The organism is Butyrivibrio sp. WCD3002 (assembly GCF_000424265.1).
Classification (GTDB): domain Bacteria; phylum Bacillota; class Clostridia; order Lachnospirales; family Lachnospiraceae; genus Butyrivibrio.
On record NZ_AUJO01000002.1, the window covers coordinates 422,202 to 441,979 of the forward strand.

Consider the following 19,778-nt stretch of genomic DNA (forward strand, 5'->3'; position numbering starts at 1 on the left):
TTACTGATTCTTATTTACGATACGTGTCTTAAACTGGCCGGTCTTGATATCGATATAACGTACAAAAAGTGATACTTTATTGTCTTCGTTAAGTGAATCCCAAACCATATCAGTAAATGTATCGATGTCGCCTGAAATCTCTACCTCTGTAGGCTCGCCTTCGTAGCTGGGAAGCGGATTGCCATCTCCCATGTAGGTGTGGATGAAGTAGCCTGTTCCTGCTACCGGCTTATCATAGGTATAAGTAAATCTAAGGCAGCATGATGGATCATTATGATTACTCTTTAAGATAGACATTGAGATATTGTACTCGCCGTCCTTTATGTGCATAAGACCTGAAATACGAGGTGTGTAGTTAGGAGCATCGGGCTCAAACTCTCTTGTTCTGAGGGCTTCCTCGAAGGACTGTCCTGCCTCCATAAGGTCAAAGATTGTATCTGTCTGATCACCGTTTGTAACGATGGTATCGTTTCCTCTTACTCTTACAGGAGCATAGATGATAAGGCTTGGATCCTCAAGCTTTGCGGGATCGAAGGCTTCTGTTCTGATTCCGTCTCCCATAGTTGCAAAAATACGATTTCTGCTGTTTTCACTTCTTCCCATGATGAAATATGCAGTAACAGCATACTTTCCATCTGAGCTTGTACCGATAACGATTCCGCGTCCCGGATATGAGTTTGATCTGAGTTCTTTAGCTAAGTTAACCATTGTCTCTCCTTAAAAATAATGATAATAAAAAACCGCCTGAGCATGCCTATTCAAACGGCTGCCCAGACGGTCGACAATTCAATATTCATCGTACTCCCCTGTGGTATTCCACAAATCCGTCAGTCGTACGACACATATAATTTACACGATATTTTTTTAATTTGCAATACTAAAAATATAGCACCTTACAGCGAACAAAACTGCCATGTGGAGTGGATAAAATACGTATACCGCATACTTATAATTGCCTTTTATAAAGCCTCTTTCTCCATTATAAAAATATATCAGAATAAAGGCCGGCAGGGCCCAGGCTTCGCCACCCATATTTGATAAAAACACGTATCCTAAAATACTTGCAAGCAGAGGCTGATTCCTGAACACAAAAAATATTGCTATGAGAGTAATTCCCCAGAAGCTGTAATCCGATCCTATTTTCCATGCAATCATACTACCCACCGCGGGTGGCATGTAATAGAGCAGCATATATAAGGGATTGCTTACAGTGAAGCCTAAAAGAGAAAAATCATTTTTATCGAAAAATTTCTCCTCAATGAGCTTCATCATCCAAATGGATATCAGCCCTATCATAAGCGTCAGGAAAACGTTGGAATTTTCAGATGCCTTTTGCCAATTTTCCTGAAGAAGCATAATCACATTGGGATTGCCAACGTCCACGTTCACCTTGAATGCAATATCAAAAAACACCTCTGAAATAATACTAAAGATGGCCATGTTCAGAATATATTTTTTAAGGTTCCTTGTATGGAAAAGTCCTTCTATCAAAAGGAAACAGAATATGGGGAAGGACTGTCTTCCAATATGTCTCATCCATTCGTAGACCACTATGGCCTTTTCTCTTTCAATGCCAAAAGGACACATCCCTGCTTTTAACATGTACCGCAAAACGCCTGCTGCCACATGGTCTATAAACATTGTGACTATGGCAATCACCTTAAGCGTGCTCGATGATATGAAGCTGTATCTCCGTTTAAATAAATCAAACATTTCCCCAGACCGGACTCCGTTATTTAAGATTTCATAATATTTTTTTCATAGATACATAATTGAACGAAATAACATTTGTAGCTTATAATCAGCTTAAGATAAAGGCACTGTAGCCATTTAAAGGAAGGCCCCAAAAATGCTAAGTACAGGTATTATGGCATCCATAACGCTGATAAATATCATATATGATGCGATCATTGTCATAGCTGAGCTGATGTTCATGCTTGTGTTCGTTCGCTTTGTATTCTTCAACGGTGAGTGGAAGGAATATTCGCTGTTTGCGAAAATCCTTACCATTATCTTCACCATTTTTGTGCTGCTCATTTTAGTGGCAATATTCCTCACCGTAATGCGCACAGATTAAATATTTTTTACAGGCAGAGTCAGTAAAGACTCTGCTTTTTTATTCAAATATCGCAAAGGACTGAGGACCAAGTACAACAGCATCGTCTGTCAAGTCTGCTGTTCCTATTCCATAGATAAGATTGCCCTTTATTTCTCCGGCTTTAGAGAGAATATCGGCGCAGTCTTTTTTATATGCCTTCTCTTCCTTCTCTCCGGGATTAACTGCTATTACAAGGCTTCCTCTTCTGTAGATAAAGAGCCTTTCGCCTTCCTTAGCATATACAACCTGAAAATCAGCATCTGCCTGAAGGTCCTCTTTTGCATGCCTGAGGGCTATTATACTACGAACTGTGTGAATAAGCGAGTCGGCATCTGCCTCAGCGCTGCTTACTGCGGGAGCATCAGATGAAGCGTCAACAGGGATGTAGAGCTTATCGCTATCAGCCTCTGAAAAGCCGTAGTTTTTCGCAGACTTATCCCACTGCATGGGCGAGCGGGAACCGGTTCTCTGGAAGCCGCCCTCCTTGGTCTTTACATTCTCAAGATATCTCATGCCGATCTCGTCGCCATAATAAAGGAAGGGGACCCCTGGCATAGTGAAAATAAAGGAGTATGCCACCTTAAGCTCGTCTATACCCATAGTCTTGGTGCATCTGGGTGTATCGTGGTTACAGGTTATAAAGCTGATATAGCCGTACTTTTTGGAATTCTCATACTTGTGCTCATAATCAGCAAGGAATCTCATAGGGCTGTCACCGCCATCCTTTTTAAAATAGCTGTGGTCTCCGCCCTCTGTCTCACCATCTCTGAAAAGTACATTAAGACCGTTTCCATGGTGATCAAGATAAAAGTCAGCATGGAAGCCGTACTTAAGAGCACACTCAGGATTACTCCACTCGGATACAAGAGCTGCCTCGGGATAGTCCTTATCAAGCATCTCTCTGATGTTCTGCCAGATAGCACCTGTGGCACTCTTAACTTCATCATCCTCTTTTACAAGAGAATCTGCCATATCTACACGAAAACCATCGCAGCCCTTATCAAGCCAGAAGCGCATGATATCCTTCATGGCTTCCCTTGTAGCTATGCAATCCGGATGATCCACCGGCATCTGCCATGGCTCTGTGCGGTTAAGAACGCCATAGTTAAGAGCCGGCTGACACTTAAAGAAATTAAGCATATAGCAGCCATCTCTCTCAGCTTCGCCGCCGATATAAGGATGTCCGCCGATTCCGCAGAAGGCTCCGTTAGTCCAGATATATCTGTTCCACAAATCGTTGGGCTCATATTCACAGCTCTTTTTAAACCACTCATGCTCCTCTGAGGTATGTCCGGGAACCAGGTCCAGAAGCACCTTTATACCCTTTTTATGTGCCTCCTCAAAAAGACGAACCAGATCGTCGTTTGTACCGTATCTTTCTGCTACCTTCTTATAATCTCTTACGTCGTAGCCCGCATCCTTAAAAGGTGAATCATAGATAGGGTTAAGCCACAGCGCATTTGCACCAAGACTCTTTACATAATCAAGCTTTGTGATGATACCCTCGATATCACCTATTCCATCGCCATTTGTATCGCAAAATGACTGGGGATAAATCTCATAAAAAACTGCATCCTTTAACCAAGCCGGCATATTTTGTTCCTCCCTTTTGTATGTTAGTTTACCAGTGTTTTTGCCTCGGAAAACGTTTTTCTTATTTGCTTTATTTATATTAGCAGATAGGACAGCCATATTCCATAACAAAATAAGGTGCCTAATCTACTGCTCGGTGTACTCATGCTATAAATAATATCTTAAAAGATGCTAAACATTTGATTAAACCAAACAAGGCGCAGACTTTTCATTTTATAATTGATTGCAGTCAATATATTCGATATTTGGTGCAGAAGATGTTGGAGGATATAAAATGAATAAACGAATTCTTGCAATTTTCCTTGCAACTGCTATGTTCATTGGTAGCGGATGTACTTCGCCTGCCAAGGATGGTGCTACCGGCAATACTGATGAAACCATAACAGAATCCACAGACACAAGCGAAACGAAAGCTGATACAAGTGATGCTGCTGAAACTGAAGCCAGTTCAGAAGAGGTTGATGCTGCCGACACCGACGAATCAGCCAAATCCGGAACAGATGCAAACGAAGCAACAGCCTCAGCCGATATGGTGGTAGGCGAGACCTATCACGGCTTTAAGCTTAATGATATCTATTCAAGCCGTTTTCTCAGTTCCGATCTCTACACCTTCAAGCATGAAAAAAGCGGTGCAGGCCTTATTTACACCAAAAACTCCGATCCTGAAGTATCTTTTTGTATTGCATACAGAACTCCCTTTATAGACGAAACTGACACGAATCATGTTTTCGAGCATGCAATAATTGCATCCTCTGATAAATATCCATCACAGGATCTTTTCTTCGATCTTGCAAACAAATCCTATAATACGTATATAAACGCCCATACAGGTATGAACGTCACATTCTATCCGGTTTCATCCATGAGCCAGGATCAGCTTATGACCCTGATGGATGCATACATGAGTTGTATGGTTGCCCCGGATATTTTGAAAAATGAAAAGATTTTTGACAGAGAAGCTATCAGATTCGAACTGGATGATCCTGATGGTGACATTGGAATCAATGGTACGGTTTATGCTGAGGATTACGGCTTTTTAACTGATACCGGCGATGTCTCCCTCAATTTTGTTCTTGATAATATGTTCCCCGGTCAGATAGCCTCCAATATGATCGGTATGGCTGAGTATCACTACGATGATCTGACCTACGAACATACACTTGAGACCTATGAAAGATACTATCATTTCGACAACAGTCTTATTTCTCTCTACGGCGACCTGGATATCGACAGATTCTTAGAGTTTTTGGACACAGAATATCTGTCAAAATATGAAGTATACGGAACAGACTTAAGTCAGTACGAAGATCCTCATGCAGAAGACGGGTATGTAGAAAAGGTTGAATATATCCCCGCTTATGAAGGTGATTCTGTAGAGGACAGCGGAATCATTTATTATGGCATCGATATGGAAGATGCTACTGATGATGAACTTATTCAGTGGAATCTTTTAACGTCACTGATCAATAATAACTCATCCTGCATGAATAAAAAGCTGCTTGAAGATGGCATTTCTAATCCTGTTTTTGTACAAATAGCTACAGATACAGCAAAACCAATGCTTCTGTTTTCCATGGAATACGCCAATGAAGATCAGATGCAGACTCTTAAGGATATAGCTGAATATACTCTTTCAGAAATTTCCAAAAACGGAGTTCCGAAGGAAATCTTTGAAGCAGATGTTAAGGAAGAAGAACTTAACACTGTTTTCATGAGAGATGCAGGAAATGTCGGAGTAGAATTAAGCGATGTCTATAACGTTCATTGGGTAAGAACCGGTAGAGTTGATTATTTTAAACAATATGAAAGAGTACTTGAGGCCCTTATCGCAGATGAGGAGCAACAGACCTTTAAAAAGCTTGCAGAATCTGTTCTTACACCTGCAAGAAGCATTCTTATTGCCTGCGTGCCAAAGCCCGGCCTTGCTGAAGAGTTTGATCAGAAATTACTTGATTACCTGGCAGATAAAAAAGCCAAGATGACTGATGAAGAAATACAGGAATTAGTACAAAAGACCAAAGAATTCAATGAGTGGAATCAGAATGAGCTTTCAAATAACGATTTCCAAATGGATCTTAAGGATCTTCCGGAATATGAAACACCATCATTAGAGAAAAGAGAAGAAAACGGCATCACATATTATCTTGGAAGCGTTGATGCAGCAAAAGGCGGCTGCTATGATATCTACTTTGATCTCAGTAACCTGACCAAGAAAGAAATCGGCGCCCTTATGCTTTATACCAATTTCATCTTTGAAGCTAATACCTCGAAATACAGTACCGATGAGCTTTCGCTTCTTGACAGCGAGTACCTGAACAACTTCTCTGTTTCCCTCTTACACCCCAATGAAGAGGCAGGAAAAAATCACAGGCCAATGCTGGATATTTTCTGGAAGGGATTAAATGAGGACTTTGATAAGGCTCTTGATCTTGTTATGAATGTAATGACTGAAACAGATTTAAATGACAGCCAGGATATCAAGTATGTCATTTCCCGTGACCGTGAAGCCTATAACCTTGCAAAAGCCGATGCGTATTCTTTGGCAAACTCCTATTCACAGGCATCCGGAACGACCACTCTTGCCGACACACAAAAATTCTCTCTGGATATTTATGATGCAGGATTCTATGACTACATATCTGAACTTGATAAAAATTTAGACAATGATGAAGCTTATAATTCTTTTATAGCCGATGTTGAATCAGTAAGAAAAAAGGCCTTTACAAAGACAAATCTCATTTTCTCATCTGTAGCAGACAAGACAGAAAATGAGGAAGTAGTAAAGACCGCAGCAAAGGTTTTTGAAGCTCTTCCTGAAAGCGAAGAAAGTGCAGAAAAATATGAGCTGCCCGTACCTGCTCTCAGAACAGGAATAATAGTTGAAACTACTCAGAACCATACTGTTCTTGATTCAGATTTCAGAAATGATGAAAACTTCCGGGGCGCATACATACCTTTCCTTTATGCAGCCAGTGATAAATACGTAGTTCCCACTCTAAGATTCCGGATGGGTGCTTATTCAGCGGGATGTTATTCCACAACAAGGTGCTATGATCTGACTTCTTATACATATTCAGATCCTAACGTAAAGGAATCCGTTGAAGCGCTTTTAGAGATTCCTGAATTTCTCAAAACCGCCACTCTGGATGAGGCCGATTTTACAGGCTATATTCTGAATGCATACGGTGAAGATACCAAAGCCACCGGTATCTGGAGTGATACTGTCAAACGAATCAGAAGAGACATTCTGGGAGTTGATGAGGAGCTTTATTTAGAGACGGTAAATGATATAAAAAATTCCAATACCGGCATGCAGGCTGAGGCTACTGAAAGCTTAGAAAAGCTCTTTAAAAACGCATCTATGGCAACTTCAGGTAATGAAGCAAAGATCAATGCCGACAAGGACGCCTTTGACGAAGTTTTGAATTTCAAGAATAATTAATGCCTATAATCTGATATCCGGTGAGGCAGCACTTTCTGTGCCGCCTCATCAGTTACAAGCATCAAAAAGGACTCCATTACTTATTAAGTGTAAGTGATGGGGTCCTTAAAACATTTCTCTGAATCCTTTGTAATTGTCACTGCTTGGAATCCTGTGTATGGCAGTATCCGCAAATACATTAGCCTTTAAAAGGTCCTGTTTATCCGGGTGCCGCTGTCCTTCATCAAAGATTGTAAGCAGGTTGTCCAGCTTTTCATCATCATATCTGCCTCGGAGCTCTTCATATCTTTCCCTTATCTGTAATGGCATACTGCCCTGGCAGAAATATCCTCCAAGATAGGTGTTATCCCCGGGTAGCCACAGTGTTCCGATCTGCTCTATCTGCTTATAATATGCCTGATCGTTACCCAATCCGCAGGTTCCAAAGAAGGCCACATTTTTGTTATGAAGCGAAGCTATAAGATCAATTATCTCCAGAGAGCAGGTCCCTCTGTTTGCCCAATATCCGATAAAATACGTCTCGGCGTCGTGTCTGCCGTTCCAGCTTCTGACATTAAGCTCCTCCTTTGAATCGGAAGGAAGCGCCTGGAAAATCTCGTCCGCTATCTTTTTAGTATTCCCTGTTTCACTGGCGTACACGACTAAGTATTTAAGCATCTTATCCTCAAATTACGTCCGCTTTACAAATTCCCTGCCGCATTTCGGACACCTGATGGCAACCTTGCCTTTCCCTCGCGGAATTCTTATTTTCTGTCCGCATCCGGGGCATTTATATATGTGATACGCTTTATGCCCGGTGAACTTTTCCTTTATTCCGATAAAAAAGCCGATCACCTTATCGGTGTGTTTTACGAAAAACTCATTCTCTTTGTATCTGGCAGGTATATTTTTGGAAAACATCCGAAAATAACAATAAAAAAGCATTATAAATGCCACATAATACAATATGCTAAGGGGCGTAATGAAGGATAAAGCCAGAAAAATAACGGCTAAAACAACAAGAACTTTGGTCATTCTGTCAGTGCCATAGGCGCCGTATCTTCCCTGGAAAAACCTATAGAGAAAATCTTTCACTATTATTTAATCTCCTTTAAAAAAACAGATAAATCCCCTCACTTACCACAGAGTATAGATTTTGCAGATAGAAAAAGCAATTAAAGCCCTATAAATCATTCTAAAAAAATCATTAATGCCTTATTTCTGCATTCTAAAGACATATTATTTTTCCTTTATAATTATGAAGTGGTATAATTGAATGCGTATCGACTTTTTTGGAGGCAAATAAATGCAGATTATTATTGTAGGCTGCGGAAACGTAGGCGCAGCGCTGACAGAACAGCTCAGTGGCGAAGGCCATGATGTCACTGTCATAGAACAGAAAAAAGACGTTATTCAAAGCGTTGTAAATAACTTTGATGTAATGGGCATAGTTGGTAACGGTGCAAGTTACATGGTCATGAGAGATGCAGGCATTGAGTATGCCGATCTTATGATTGCCGTAACAGGTAACGATGAACTAAACCTGCTGTGCTGTCTTATTGCAAGAAAAGCAGGTCACTGTAACACTATCGCAAGAGTAAAAAATCCCATCTACAAAAAAGAGATCAGCTTCATTAAAGAAGAGCTTGGTCTTTCGCTGGTTGTTAATCCTGAGGAGCTGGCAGCAAACGAAGCAGCGAAGCTTCTTAAATTCCCTGCTGCTACCAGCATTGAAACCTTTGCCGGCGGCCGCGCAGAAATCGTGCACATGACCGTGGATGAATCATCACGTATCTGCAACAAATCCCTTAGAGAGATTCAGGGTGAGATAAAGAGTAAGGTTCTTATCGCCGTTGTTCAGAGAGCAGATGAAGTATCCATCCCTAACGGTGATTTTGTTCTCAGAGCTAATGACGAGCTTACGATTGTGGGAGCATCAAGAAATATCGCCGAATTTTTCAGAAAAATCGGTCTTCCCACCACAAGGGTGCACTCAGCCATGATCATCGGAGGTGGCTCTACAGGCTATTATCTGGCAGATCAGCTTATTTCCTTTGGCATCGATGTAAAGCTGTTTGAGCGCGATCTTGAGAGATGTAAGAGACTTTCCGATCTCCTGCCTCAGGCGCTTATCATTAACGCAGACGGAACAGATAAGGATGCCCTTATGGAGGAAGGTCTTGTTGGCACAGAGGCATTTGTCGCTATGACCAGTCTTGATGAAGAAAACATCATGCTTTCCATGTATGTTAAGAGCCAGAATCCCAAGGCAAAGCTCATTACCAAGGTGCACCGCGTAAACTACGGCGAGATAATTGGTTCCCTTCAGATCGGCAGTATCATTTATCCTAAGAACATCACTGCTCAGAGAATCGTTCAGTATGTCCGCGGAATGAGCAATTCCATGGGTAACAACAGTATCGAAGCACTCTATAAAATGAATGACGGAAGAGTTGAAGCTCTTGAATTTTTCGTGCCTGAGAATTCACCGGTTATTGGTAAACCTCTTTCTGATATGCACCTTAAGAAGGGCGTACTTGTATCTCTTATAAACAGAAAGGGTGAGATCATTTCACCTAAGGGTTCAAGTGAAATACAGGCGGAGGATACCGTAATAATAATAACTAGTCAGGTCGGTCTTTTAGACATTGCTGATATTCTGGAGAAATAAAAAATGAACTTCAACATGATACGTTATCTGCTTTTCAGAGTTGTGCAGATTACAGGACTTTTAATGATATTACCTCTGGTTGTAGCTTTTATCTACAAAGAATATTTCTGTGCAGAGGTTTTTGGAATAATCATTGCCGCATGCCTCATCATAGGCTTTGCAGGCGGTTATAAGAAGCCGAAAAATCAGGCTATTTATGCAAGGGAAGGCTTTGTAGTCACCGCACTTACATGGATTACCATAAGTCTAATCGGTGCTCTTCCTTTCCAGCTTACAGGCGTTACTAAGAGCTATGTGGATGCTCTTTTCGAGACCATATCAGGTCTTACAACAACAGGATCCACCATCCTCTCCGATGTTGAGATGTACTACAGCGTTCAGTTCTGGAGATGCTTCACCCACTGGATCGGAGGAATGGGCGTACTGGTATTTATCCTTGCGATAATGCCCATGGCAGGCGGCTACAGCATGCATATCATGCGAGCAGAGAGCCCGGGTCCTTCCGTTGGTAAGTTTGTTCCCAAGGTCAGGGAAACAGCAAAAATCCTTTACTCAATCTATTTTGGAATTACAATCCTTCAGACCGTGTGCCTTCTTTTCACCGGACTGAATGCTTATGAAGCGCTGACAGCAACCTTTGCAACCGTTGGTACCGGCGGATTCGGAATCAATAATGCAGGAATTGGCGGCTTTGGATATGCTTCGCAGGTTGTTATCACAGTATTTATGATAATATGCGGTATAAACTTCAGCGTTTACTACTACCTCATTACAAAGAGACCTAAGGAAGCCTTCAACAATGATGAAGTAAAGCTCTATCTGGCGCTTATGTTTGGATCTGCTACACTTATCGCATTTATGATTTACAAGCAGGGAGCTACGGCAACACCTCTTGAATCCTTCCATCACTCACTGTTTACGGTAGCTTCAGTTATGACTACCACAGGTTTTGCAACTCTTGATTTCAACACCTGGCCTCAGCTTGCAAGGACACTGCTTGCATGCCTTATGCTTACAGGTGCCTGCGCAGGTTCAACAGGTGGTGGCTTCAAGCTTTCAAGATTCCTTATCTTAATAAGGGCCATGAAAAATGAGCTTACCTACATCGTTCATCCAAAGTCAGTTAAAAAGGTCTACATGGATGGCAATCCGGTTGATCAGTCAGTTGTTAAATCCGTATCGGCATACCTTAGCATGTATGTTGTAATTTTCATCTTATCAACACTGCTTATCTCTATCGACGAATTTGACTACGAGACTAACTTTACCGCTGTTGCAGCAACGCTCAACAACATAGGTCCCGGTCTTTCCATGGTAGGTCCCACAGGTAACTTTGGCGCCTACTCAGACCTCTCAAAGTTCGTCCTTATGTTTGATATGCTGGCAGGAAGACTTGAGCTTCTCCCGATGCTCATTCTCTTCTCTCCCAAGAACTGGACAAAGAGATAATAGAAGGTGTAGCCAATATGTTAACTCCGGCTCACTTGACAAATAAATGTCGTTAGCATATACTAACTTCAAATGATAACCATTCTCATTTGAAAGAGGTATAAAAATGATTGCAAGTATAGTTATTTTATTGATTGTCGTAGCACTTATAGTGCTGGATATCAGATTTATTATAGGTAAGAAAAAGAAGGGACAATGCATCGGCTGCTCCTCCGGTACATGCAACTGCGGAAACGCCACCTATCCATCTAAGAAAGCCTAAAAATTAGGGATATGGCACCTTAAATGTCATATCCCTTTTCTTGTAATTTTGTTATTTCAGAAGAATCCATTTAAGAATTCTTACGAATCACATGTATAGAATCAATGCTCTGGGCAAATTCTTCTGTAAAGTCATCATCCTCTGCTCTTGAATAAGCAACAGTAAATACCTTGTTCTGAGAAAGAATGATAAAGGCCTCCTGATGGATCATCTGTGAACCCTCCGGAGTAAATGAAGATACTATATGATATCCGGGGAATCCATCCTTCTGAATATTCTCAAAGCTTTCGATGGTATATCCGATTCCATCACCATAGAGGTCCTCATAGTTCTCTTTCATGATTTCCTCGTACATCTCCTCAGTAAGCTCATCATAGCGTATATCCACATCACTTACGGACTCTGATTCACCTGCAGCCTTCTGGGCATTAGTAAGAACCCTGTCCTCGGGAAGTATCTTAACTCCATAGGAAATATTCGCTGATTCCAACGGATAATGCTCATTTACATACATTCCCGCAACATCTGTCACCTTGAAGCTTTCAGGAATCATAACCGAGCAATACTGAGCTGCCGGAAGCTCCTTGATATCCGCTTTTGTATTCATAGGCACAGCGCATACCAAAAAAGTAAATATAAGCGCAAATGCCATTCCCTTTTTCTTCATCTAAGATAAATCTCCTTAACTCTATTCTCATAGGTTTAAAACAGCCACAATCGCTTTTTAAGAACCTTAATCAGCTTTCAGCGACAGGTCAAACACGTCAAACCAATATCTTTCCATTAGATAGCTGCCCTTGTTTTCATTGGCAATACCATAATTACTATCCCAATCAGCCACAATATCCTCTCTTGAATTAAAGCTTCCAAGGAAAATAACATGCTTTCCGCCTTCAATAAGAGCTTTTATATCATCTGCATTCTCAATAGGTGCTACGCCCTTAACCATCTTCGTTATAAGAGCTTCCGGCTCACCTCCATACAGGTAAACAGGAATCTCCTTCCCGGACTGATTAAGATAATACGAAATAAGCCCGTTTACGTGGTCAAAATTGGTGATTATGGCCAGATCATCCTCTGCCTTAAGCTCCGTAAAAAGACTGCCTGTTTCGGCCATATTTACGCGTTTATACAGCTCATTTCCTCTAAAGGCCCAGAAATCACGAATGATCACTACTGCCATAATGATTGCAAATGCAGGAACAGCCACAGTCAAAATACTGCCAAATGCGCCTCTTTTATAACTATCTGCCTTCGAAGCGCCACTTAAATCTCCGGCATCCTTATCCTCATTTGCAGCCCAGGGCTTCCTGTCAGAAAACAGCACCATAATGATGCCATACCAGAAAGCTCCCATACCGGGCAGCATATATCTATAAACAAATACCGGCCTTATAAGAATTGATGCAGCAAAGCCTGCGATTACTATTCCTGTTATAGGAGCTAACAAAAACCACATATACACGTTTTTACGCCCTATAAGCGCAGCCAGTGCAATAATCAGCATCAATAGACCTGCAAATACGTATCCAACCATTACATTCGTAAATGAAGGCAAAATCAGATACTTTGCAATACCGCCAAGACTTCTCCAGGTAAGGGGCTGTATCCAGTAATTCTCAGACACTGTTCCGGCCTGTGAGAAAACCACGCTAATCCAGGGAAGATAACAGATAAAGGTGAGGTTCATGATGATAAATACTATCCCAAGCTGCCACACATTTTTGCGGATTGAATAAATCACAAGAAATGCGTAAACAGCTGCTACAGCAACTGCAGCGTAATACTGGGTATAGCATGCCAAAAGGCCGTAAACAAACACAGGAAAAGCCCTTTTAATATCAAGACCTTTGACCATCTTTCCGTTTAAATCACCTGGAATGAAAGGCATAGCATGGATACACATAGCTGTCACAAACAGAATAAGCCAGCCATACATACGTATCTCGATGGTGTAGTCTGCCATATTTGGCATGGCTAACATAGCCGCGCTAAAAAGACCACCCGCCAATATACCGTGCCGTTTCCTGATAGCTGTTACTCCATAGATAAAAAGTATCACATAGGGAACAACACAGGATAGCTTCGCGCTTAAAACCTGTATATATACAGTGCCAAACTCACTGCCAAAGGGACCGGTAAATCCTACTGCATCAGCTATATAGCTTCCAATCTCAATGGCAAAATGCACGATAATATAATACAGCGGCGGGTGAACATCCGCCGCTGTTAAATTAACCATCTCTGATACAGGTCTTATGGCAAACTCTACGCTGAAAAGCTCGTCATACCATATATCGGGGCTAAAGCAGAGAAACACTGAATAAGTAAGCATCAAAGCTGCTGCAATATACAGCATAATGCCGCATATTTTTCCTGCTGCCCTTCCTTTTTTAGAATCGTTAATGTTTTCCATTAAACCCTCTTATTTACCTGTATTACTCAACTGAATCAATGAGCTCAAGTGTATGCTCAGCATTCATCTTCTTGCACATCTCAACGAACTTCTCAAGAGGTACATTCTGAATCTGCTTGTTGGAGCCGCGAACATTGATAGAAACTGTATTCTCAGCAGCTTCCTTATCACCGAGGACGATGATATACGGATCCTTGTAGTTCTTGAACTTCTTGATCTTCTCCTTCATGTTGTTGTCGGAGTAGTCAGCCTCAACGTCGATGCCGTTCTCAAAGAGAAGGTCTGCTACCTTCTTAGCATACTCATTGTGCTCGACACGAATCGGAACAACACCAACCTGGTAAGGGCTGAGCCAGAAGGGGAACGCACCCTTGAAGTTCTCGATAATGATACCGATGAATCTCTCAAGTGAGCCATAGATTGCTCTGTGAATAACTACAGGCATCTCCAGGCTTCCGTCCTGAGCCTGGTATGTAAGGCCGAAGTTGTGAGGAAGCTGGTAGTCAAGCTGTACTGTACCGCACTGCCACTCTCTTCCAAGGGCATCCTTGATCTGAAGGTCGATCTTAGGGCCATAGAAAGCTCCGTCTCCTTCATTGATCTCGTAGCCGCCTTCGCCATAGGTCTTATCAAGAATGTTCTTAATAGCAGTCTCTGCTCTGTTCCAAACCTCGATATCACCCATGAAGTCATCGGGACGTGTTGAGAACTCAGCTCTGTATGTTACACCGAAGGTCTTGTAGATTTCATCAGCAATTGAGATGATATCTGCAATCTCATCCTGGATCTGTGACTCCATTACGAATGTATGGTCATCATCCTGTCTGAACTCCTGAACACGGAAAAGACCGTTCATCTGTCCTGACTTTTCTTTTCTGTGAAGTACATCATACTCACTGTAACGGATAGGAAGCTCTTTATAAGAGTGAACTGTTCTCTTGTATGTCATCATAGCATTAGGACAGTTCATAGGCTTAGCACCCATTGTATCGATAGCCTCTCTGTTATAAATAACAGAGCCTCTCTCGATCTTAACAGGAGCCTTAGGTGCATCCTCATCCATACTCTCGGCAACATCAGGGATAACAGTATCTGCCTGAACATTACCTGCGATTCCGGGTACGATGAACATGTTGTTGATGTAGTGAGCCCAGTGACCACTGATAAGCCACAGCTTCTTGTTGTCGATAAGAGGAGCTGCGATTTCAGTATAGCCATGTCTCTCCTGTATATCTCTGGAGAATTTAAGAAGCTTCTGGTACATTCTCCATCCTCTGGGAAGCCAGTAAGGCATTCCGGGAGCTGTCTCATCGAACATGAAAAGATCAAGCTGAGCACCGATCTTCTTGTGATCACGCTCAAGAGCTTCCTGGATCATCTTAAGGTGAGCCTTAAGCTCATCCTTTGAAGGGAAAGCATAGAGATAAATTCTTGTCATGGAATCTCTCTTCTCATCGCCTCTCCAGTAAGCACCTGAAACAGCCTTAATCTTGTAGGAAACATTCATGAGTTCCTGAGAGTTATCAACGTGAGGTCCTCTGCAAAGATCGATGAAATCATCACCTGTGTTGTATGTGGTGATTGTCTCTCCCTCAGGAAGATCCTCGATAAGCTCCTTCTTGAACTTCTGATCAGCAAAGATCTCTAAAGCCTCTGCCTTAGAAACTTCTTTCCTTGTCCAATCCTCTCGTCTCTTGATGATCTCGCGCATCTTATCCTCGATTGCCTTGAAATCATCCTCAGTTACAGCCTTAGGCAAAACAAAATCATAGTAGCAACCGTCTGCCACCTGCGGACCAATTGCGTACTGTGTTTCCTTACCGTAAATCTCGATTACGGCTTTTGCCAGGATGTGTGCCAGTGAATGTCTGTACACTTCTTTGAATTCTTCTTTTGTCATAGTTTTTTCTCCTTCTCCGTACCTACCGGGTACAGTTAATATTTTTAACCCTCATCCGCCCTTCGGGCACCTTCCCCCAAAGGGGGAAGGACAAAAAATAAAAAACGCCTTCCCCCTCTGGGGGAAGGTGTCCGCATCAGCGGACGGATGAGGGTAATCTCACTTAGAACTTACCCTTACCGTGGCACTTCTTATACTTCTTACCACTTCCACAAGGGCAGGGATCGTTAGGATAAATCTTGTTTTCCTTGCGAACTGTCTGTGAAGCCTTCTGCTCCTTATAAAGCTCCTTCTGTCTCTCCTCTGTGAAAATATCATTCCACTCCTCAAGACCATAGAGCCAGTCAGCACCTGCTGCTACCATGTTCTTATACAGAAGCTCATTATCAAAATCAAGAGAAACCTCTGTGTCCTCATCCATTTCCTCGATGGGGTTCTGCTCCTTAAGTGAATCATTGATTCCATCAAGGAAGCCGGTCATAGTCATGATATCGATGCTATATTTCTCAGCAAGCTCCTTAACTGTACCCTTAACTACTTCATCAGGGTTCTTAAGAAGGGTTGCGTATATATCCTTTTCCTTCTGAAAATAATCTGTCCAAAGTTTCTGCAGCTGGGCCTTATCTGCTTTCTCAGAATAAGCCATATCACGCCACTGTTGTAATAATGCCATAACGGTACCTCACTTCCAAATTTAAATCTAAAAAATACGATTATATTTTCGTCATAATCTTATATATTATAAGTTTTTTTCGCTCCAAAGTAAATATTTATAGTATTAAGCCCTAAAATAGAGTTTCGCTTGCGAAATTCCTGCGCTGAGCGCAGTTGCGAAAGTAACATTTTCCTTTCGTGCGAGTGCGATCTTTTTGTCATAGGCGCAACCTATGGCATCAAAAAACCCATCCCGTAGGATGGGTTTTGATTTAATCATTAGTACACTTGCTGATTCTATATATTAAGAATAAGGCACAATTGTATTCTTGATTAAAATGCGACCGAAAAATTAAAGCTTGTTTACGTTAACGGCCTGAGGTCCTTTTTCACCCTGGATTACGTCGTAATCAACTGCAGCGCCCTCGTCAAGAGACTTGAAGCCCTCCATGTTGAGTCCTGAATAATGTACGAATACATCATTGCCTGCCTCATCAGAAATGAAGCCGTAACCCTTCTGGTTGTTGAACCACTTAACTGTACCCTTGTTCATATCTTACCTCCACTAAATAAAAAAAAATAGTTCTACCCGTCAACAGCCTATGCTGATTGACGATATGTTGTATTAAAGCAACATAATTAGGATATCACAGTGCCTTTTAAAAGTAAAGGAATTATTGAAATATTCGCGAAAAAAATCACAATTTGTCAGACGTCTCTATACATCCCTTTACTTTAAGAATTTACTGTGTTAAAATATTCTAGCAGTAAAGTGAATTGACGATATAACATAAACTTTTATCTCTTTGTACTGCTAAAATGTATGGAGGCCAAAAATGAATAAGAAAATTCACACCGAGGCTGTAGATCATCTTTTTGATGCTATTTTATCCCTCGAGAGTAAGGATGAGTGCTATAGCTTCTTTGAGGATCTTTGCACCGTGAACGAGTTAATGTCTCTTTCACAGAGATTCGAAGTTGCAGCGATGCTCAGAAAGCATAAGACATATCTTGAAATTGCTGAGAAGACCGGTGCTTCTACCGCGACCATCAGCAGAGTAAACCGTTCACTGAATTACGGCGATGACGGTTACGCACTTGTATTCAAAAAGCTCCAGGATTGACCTGGAGCTTTTCCTTTTATCTGTTACTCTTCTTTTCCGCCTAAAGCGCGTTCCTTTGCTGTCTCAGCAGATGTCTTTTCCTGAGTCATAGTGCATTGTCCCTGGAAGAGAGCATTCTCATCGATAACCAGCGTCTTAGCTGACAGATCTCCAATAAGCTTTCCTGTGTCACTGATTTCAACCTTACCGTTTGCAACACCCACGTTACCCTGGATCTCGCCTGCAAGGAACAGGTTGCTAGCTGTTACCGATCCTACGATCTTGGCTTCCGTTCCTACGATAAGCGAACCATTAACGGTTACATTGCCGTTTACGATTCCGTCAATTCTCGTTCCCTCTTTTGTGGTAAGCGGTCCGTCGATTACAGCACCCTGGGCAATTATTGTGGTGATCTGATCAAGACCAGCGTCGCCGGAATCTGATTTTCCATTACTAAATAGTGCCATGATGTTTCCTCCTCATTAGCCGTTTATCTCTATCACATCCTCAGGATCAATAAATTCTCCGTTATACTGAATCTGATATCCAAGCTTGGTATTATCATCTCCAATTATCATAAGGGTGGTAGTAGGCGTTACAGCATCGCCCTCGTGAACAAGGCTGTCACCTGCATTCCTGTAAATAGAAACATAGCCGTTGCCATGATCTATGGTGATACTGTTGCCGTATTTTATATCTCCAGCTACAGCAGTGACAGTACCTGATCCGGCAGCTGTCACAGTGGCACCCTTTTCAGCCGTGATGATAAGAATAGGGTCTCCTGTCTTAGGCTCTGATGACTCCTCTGTTTCGGCATTCTCATCATCGCCTTCGTCCGCATCCTCATCAGCATTATTGTCCGGCTCCTCTATCTCAGTGGAATTAGGATCATCCAATGTACTTACCATTGACGCTGTGCCGTTAGAGACAGGAAGGAACGTCGGCATACTTGCCTCTTCTTCCTCTGCTGCCGTCTGTGCTTCGGCCTCCACCTTCCTGTTTAGAGCCATACTTAAATCCGACACTTCGCTTTCAAGCTCAGATCTCTCAGCTTCAATAGCTTTGTTTTCCGCCTCAATTTCCTGAACCTTAGATACAAGAATGGCATTCTGTTTTTTTAATGAAGAAACTGTAATTGCAGAATGAACCAGGAAGCATATGAGAGCAACGATAATGCCAAATATCGAAAAAGCAATTACCTGCGTCGCAACGTGCCCTAAATGGAAGCTTCCACTACTGCCGTCAGAATCACCGGATATGATCATAAAAGTATAATGCCTCTTATGCCGATGTTTCTTAGGCCTGTTGTTTTCACTCATGGCCAATCCCCCTCGAAATCATGTTAACATAATCGGTTTTTCTTTGATGTATTTTGTTAACCATATTCAAATTATAGTCTATTAGCGGCTATTGTTACAATATTTTATTAAAATGTGCCCCTACATGCAGCAATAACAGCATCCAGCGTAAGCCTTCCCCCAAATATCTCAAGGGCACTGCCAACGGTCACATCAAGCCTTCCCTTACCGTGAGTATAAAGACTCTCAAGGTCAGTTATATCATGAACACCGCCTGCGTAGGTTATGGGGATTTCCCCCCAGTTACCAAGGATATCTGCAATCCCCGTCTCAATACCTGACTGCTTACCCTCCACGTCAACTGCATGAACAAGGAATTCGTCGCAGTAGGAGGAAAGTTCGTCCAGCGTCTCCTCACTGACCTTAACTTTTGTCTCCTTCTGCCATCTGTCGGTAACGATATAATATTCGCCATCTCTTGCCCTGCAGCTAAGATCGAGCACCAGTCTCTCTTTCCCCACCGCATCCACAAGCTTTTTTAGGTTTTCATAATATATCTGTCCATCCTTAAAGACATAGCTCGTTACTATTACATGACTGGCACCGGCATCAATAAACTCACCTGCATTATCAGCTGTTATTCCGCCGCCTATCTGCATCATACCGCCCGCCGCAGCAAGAGCCTTCTTTGCCTGATCTACAGATGCCTCGTAATAGGGGCTGTCCTTGGCATTAAGGATTATGATATGTCCGCCGGTGAGACTTTTATCTTTATATAAGCGCGCAAAAAAAGCAGCATCTTGCTCGGATACGAAATTCTCATACGCATAGTCTCCCGCATCGGAGAGACTTCCGCCAACGATCTGCTTTACTTTGCCATTATGAATATCAATACAAGGTCTGAATCTCATAC

At 42.1% G+C, this 19,778-nt stretch carries 19 protein-coding genes and 1 riboswitch; of the genes, 6 read left to right on the forward strand and 13 right to left on the reverse strand.

Going from position 1 to position 19,778, the window contains the following annotated elements:
• A complete protein-coding gene (locus tag G608_RS0105170) occupies positions 1-708 on the reverse strand; it encodes an IMP cyclohydrolase (RefSeq protein WP_026495145.1) in 708 nt (235 codons plus the stop codon).
• A 53-nt stretch (positions 709-761) separates the two neighbouring features.
• Positions 762-845: riboswitch (ZMP/ZTP riboswitch) on the reverse strand.
• Between the two features lie 19 nt (positions 846-864).
• Positions 865-1,713 carry a TraX family protein gene (locus tag G608_RS0105175; RefSeq protein WP_081677306.1) on the reverse strand — a complete coding sequence of 283 codons (849 nt, stop codon included), beginning with the start codon at positions 1,711-1,713 and terminating at the stop codon, positions 865-867.
• A gap of 136 nt (positions 1,714-1,849) precedes the next feature.
• Between G608_RS0105175 and G608_RS0105180 the strand changes: the two genes are divergently transcribed.
• The gene (locus G608_RS0105180; RefSeq protein ID WP_026495147.1) at positions 1,850-2,077 is read left to right on the forward strand and encodes a hypothetical protein; all 228 of its coding nucleotides are present in this window, start codon (positions 1,850-1,852) and stop codon (positions 2,075-2,077) included.
• 39 nt (positions 2,078-2,116) lie between these two features.
• Here G608_RS0105180 and G608_RS0105185 read toward each other — a convergent pair whose 3' ends face one another.
• Entirely contained in the window at positions 2,117-3,691 is a 1,575-nt protein-coding gene (locus G608_RS0105185; protein ID WP_026495148.1) for an alpha-amylase family glycosyl hydrolase, read from the reverse strand.
• Positions 3,692-3,965: 274 nt separating this feature from the next.
• Here G608_RS0105185 and G608_RS0105190 point away from each other — a divergent pair, with 274 nt between their 5' ends.
• Positions 3,966-7,133, forward strand: coding sequence for an insulinase family protein (locus tag G608_RS0105190; protein WP_026495149.1), 3,168 nt, complete (start codon positions 3,966-3,968; stop codon positions 7,131-7,133).
• 105 nt (positions 7,134-7,238) lie between these two features.
• On the opposite strand, the gene bilS is transcribed toward G608_RS0105190, so the two are convergent.
• The gene (bilS, locus tag G608_RS0105195) at positions 7,239-7,790 is read right to left on the reverse strand and encodes a flavodoxin family protein BilS (protein ID WP_026495150.1); all 552 of its coding nucleotides are present in this window, start codon (positions 7,788-7,790) and stop codon (positions 7,239-7,241) included.
• A gap of 12 nt (positions 7,791-7,802) precedes the next feature.
• Positions 7,803-8,207, reverse strand: a complete 405-nt coding sequence (locus tag G608_RS0105200; RefSeq protein ID WP_026495151.1) for a hypothetical protein — start codon at positions 8,205-8,207, stop codon at positions 7,803-7,805.
• A 211-nt stretch (positions 8,208-8,418) separates the two neighbouring features.
• Here G608_RS0105200 and trkA point away from each other — a divergent pair, with 211 nt between their 5' ends.
• The 3 genes from trkA to G608_RS23145 all read left to right on the forward strand — a co-directional run bounded on the left by trkA (position 8,419) and on the right by G608_RS23145 (position 11,494).
• The gene (gene trkA / locus G608_RS0105205) at positions 8,419-9,783 is read left to right on the forward strand and encodes a Trk system potassium transporter TrkA (RefSeq protein ID WP_026495152.1); all 1,365 of its coding nucleotides are present in this window, start codon (positions 8,419-8,421) and stop codon (positions 9,781-9,783) included.
• Between the two features lie 15 nt (positions 9,784-9,798).
• Positions 9,799-11,232, forward strand: a complete 1,434-nt coding sequence (locus tag G608_RS0105210; protein ID WP_330366886.1) for a TrkH family potassium uptake protein — start codon at positions 9,799-9,801, stop codon at positions 11,230-11,232.
• Between the two features lie 106 nt (positions 11,233-11,338).
• Positions 11,339-11,494, forward strand: coding sequence for a FeoB-associated Cys-rich membrane protein (locus G608_RS23145; RefSeq protein WP_155833219.1), 156 nt, complete (start codon positions 11,339-11,341; stop codon positions 11,492-11,494).
• A gap of 70 nt (positions 11,495-11,564) precedes the next feature.
• Here G608_RS23145 and G608_RS0105220 read toward each other — a convergent pair whose 3' ends face one another.
• From G608_RS0105220 to G608_RS0105245, 5 genes are all read right to left on the reverse strand, one after another.
• On the reverse strand, positions 11,565-12,161 hold the full coding sequence (locus tag G608_RS0105220; RefSeq protein WP_026495154.1) for a hypothetical protein: 597 nt from the start codon (positions 12,159-12,161) through the stop codon (positions 11,565-11,567).
• Positions 12,162-12,227: 66 nt separating this feature from the next.
• Positions 12,228-13,910, reverse strand: a complete 1,683-nt coding sequence (locus G608_RS19955; RefSeq protein ID WP_035794679.1) for a hypothetical protein — start codon at positions 13,908-13,910, stop codon at positions 12,228-12,230.
• Positions 13,911-13,932: 22 nt separating this feature from the next.
• A complete protein-coding gene (locus tag G608_RS0105230; RefSeq protein ID WP_026495155.1) occupies positions 13,933-15,810 on the reverse strand; it encodes a threonine--tRNA ligase in 1,878 nt (625 codons plus the stop codon).
• Between the two features lie 163 nt (positions 15,811-15,973).
• Positions 15,974-16,483 carry an SEC-C metal-binding domain-containing protein gene (locus tag G608_RS0105235; RefSeq protein WP_026495156.1) on the reverse strand — a complete coding sequence of 170 codons (510 nt, stop codon included), beginning with the start codon at positions 16,481-16,483 and terminating at the stop codon, positions 15,974-15,976.
• Positions 16,484-16,816: 333 nt separating this feature from the next.
• Positions 16,817-17,017, reverse strand: coding sequence for a cold-shock protein (locus G608_RS0105245; protein ID WP_022761586.1), 201 nt, complete (start codon positions 17,015-17,017; stop codon positions 16,817-16,819).
• Positions 17,018-17,300: 283 nt separating this feature from the next.
• Between G608_RS0105245 and G608_RS0105250 the strand changes: the two genes are divergently transcribed.
• Positions 17,301-17,588: a YerC/YecD family TrpR-related protein gene (locus G608_RS0105250; protein ID WP_026495157.1), complete on the forward strand. Its 288-nt coding sequence runs from the start codon at positions 17,301-17,303 to the stop codon at positions 17,586-17,588.
• Between the two features lie 23 nt (positions 17,589-17,611).
• On the opposite strand, the gene G608_RS0105255 is transcribed toward G608_RS0105250, so the two are convergent.
• From G608_RS0105255 to hisA, 3 genes are all read right to left on the reverse strand, one after another.
• A complete protein-coding gene (locus tag G608_RS0105255) occupies positions 17,612-18,034 on the reverse strand; it encodes a bactofilin family protein (RefSeq protein ID WP_035794682.1) in 423 nt (140 codons plus the stop codon).
• 15 nt (positions 18,035-18,049) lie between these two features.
• A complete protein-coding gene (locus G608_RS0105260; protein ID WP_026495159.1) occupies positions 18,050-18,886 on the reverse strand; it encodes a peptidoglycan DD-metalloendopeptidase family protein in 837 nt (278 codons plus the stop codon).
• Positions 18,887-18,993: 107 nt separating this feature from the next.
• Positions 18,994-19,776 (reverse strand): phosphoribosylformimino-5-aminoimidazole carboxamide ribotide isomerase, encoded by a 783-nt coding sequence (hisA, locus tag G608_RS0105265; RefSeq protein WP_026495160.1) that lies wholly within the window; start codon positions 19,774-19,776, stop codon positions 18,994-18,996.
• Between the last annotated feature and the right edge of the window lie 2 nt (positions 19,777-19,778).